This is a genomic window from Arthrobacter sp. TB 26, from assembly GCF_000427315.1.
Classification (GTDB): domain Bacteria; phylum Actinomycetota; class Actinomycetes; order Actinomycetales; family Micrococcaceae; genus Arthrobacter.
This window is the reverse complement of the sequence record NZ_AUPJ01000290.1, coordinates 1-1,121: the sequence shown is the minus strand read 5'-3', so window position 1 is coordinate 1,121 and position 1,121 is coordinate 1. Positions and strand designations below refer to the sequence as shown.

General features: G+C 67.2%; 1 protein-coding gene. It reads left to right on the top strand.

What is annotated here, in order from left to right:
• Positions 1-135 precede the first annotated feature (135 nt).
• Positions 136-1,121, top strand: a 986-nt coding sequence (locus K789_RS0110400) for a glutathione S-transferase family protein (protein WP_024366702.1), incomplete at its 3' end; no start/stop codon positions are given.

The window sequence follows — 1,121 nt, the reverse complement described above, 5'->3', positions numbered from 1 at the left end:
GTGTGGATCGTGCTGTTCGCCGCCGTCGTCGGTGCCGCCTGGTGGGTTGCCTGGCAGCCGATGTCGCAGGTGTTCGTGACCCTGCTGGGCGCACCATTGCCCGGACCCGGCGGCACCCCGGCATAGGCTGGGAACATGAGCACAACACACACCGACGACCCCGGCTTCAGCACCAAGGGTGCCTATGTCACCGGCGGCGAGGAGTTCACCCGTGACACCAACTACATTGAGGACCGGATCACCCGCGACCGTGCCCCCGGCGTCAATGGCGAGCCCGGCTGGCCGGTGGAGCCGGGACGCTACCGGTTGATCGCGGCCCGCGCGTGCCCGTGGGCCAACCGGACCGTGATCGTGCGGCAGCTCCTTGGCCTTGAGGACGTCATATCCCTCGGCCAGCCCGGGCCCACCCACGATGCGCGTTCCTGGACGTTTGACCTTGATCCCGGCGGCAAGGATCCGGTACTCGGCATGGAGCGTATCCAGGAGGCGTACTTCCGCCGCTTCCCGGACTATCCCCGCGGCATCACTGTCCCGGCCATCGTGGACGTGGCCTCCGGCCAGGTAGTGACCAACAACTTCCCGCAGATCACCCTGGATTTCTCCACCGAGTGGGCCGCCTACCACCGGCCCGGTGCGCCGGAGCTGTACCCGGAGGCCCTGCGCGGGGAGATCGACGCCGTCAACAAGAGGGTGTTCACCGAGGTGAACAACGGTGTGTACCGCTGCGGCTTCGCCGGCTCCCAGGAAGCGTACGACGCCGCTTATGACCGGCTCTGGACTGCCCTGGACTGGCTGGAGGAACGCCTCACCGGCCAGCGTTACCTGGTGGGAGACACGATCACCGAGGCCGACGTCCGCCTCTTCACAACGCTGGCACGGTTCGACGCCGTCTACCACGGACACTTCAAGTGCAACCGGCAGAAACTCAGCGAGATGCCTGCACTGTGGGCCTACGCCCGCGACCTGTTCCAGACCCCCGGGTTTGGGGACACCACGGACTTCGTGCAGATCAAGCAGCACTACTACATCGTCCACGAGGACATCAACCCCACCGGGATCGTTCCGGCGGGGCCCGGGCTCGGGAACTGGCTGACGGCGCACGGCCGGGAAGCCCTCGGCGG